Annotated in this window: 1 protein-coding gene; it reads right to left on the bottom strand. The window is 40.9% G+C overall.

Translation table 11 applies throughout. From position 1 onward, the window contains the following. On the bottom strand, positions 1 to 247 hold a 247-nt coding region (locus tag CHH91_RS20730; RefSeq protein WP_176465872.1), incomplete at both ends, for a hypothetical protein.

Genomic DNA, 247 nt, shown 5'->3' with positions numbered 1-247 from the left:
CTACAGTTGTATAGCCCATTTGCATCGATGTAATGTACACAGGAAAGAAAGGAGAACTGCTATCGGCAAAATAGTTATAGTTGACGCTATAAAAGCTATCCGTCTCAACTGTTATGGAAGTACCTTTTGTGTTATCGTGTCCGACCATTTGGTTTGGGTAAAACTGAGCACTTGTGCTGCCATCCATATTGTAAAAATCAATGGCCCATTGACCAAATCCGATTGTCGGCCGTTTGTCATAGTAACT

Source organism: Virgibacillus sp. 7505, assembly GCF_002272135.1.
Taxonomy (GTDB): Bacteria; Bacillota; Bacilli; order Bacillales; family Amphibacillaceae; genus Terribacillus.
Note: the sequence above shows the minus strand (reverse complement) of the source record. Positions and strands in the feature narration are given on the sequence as shown.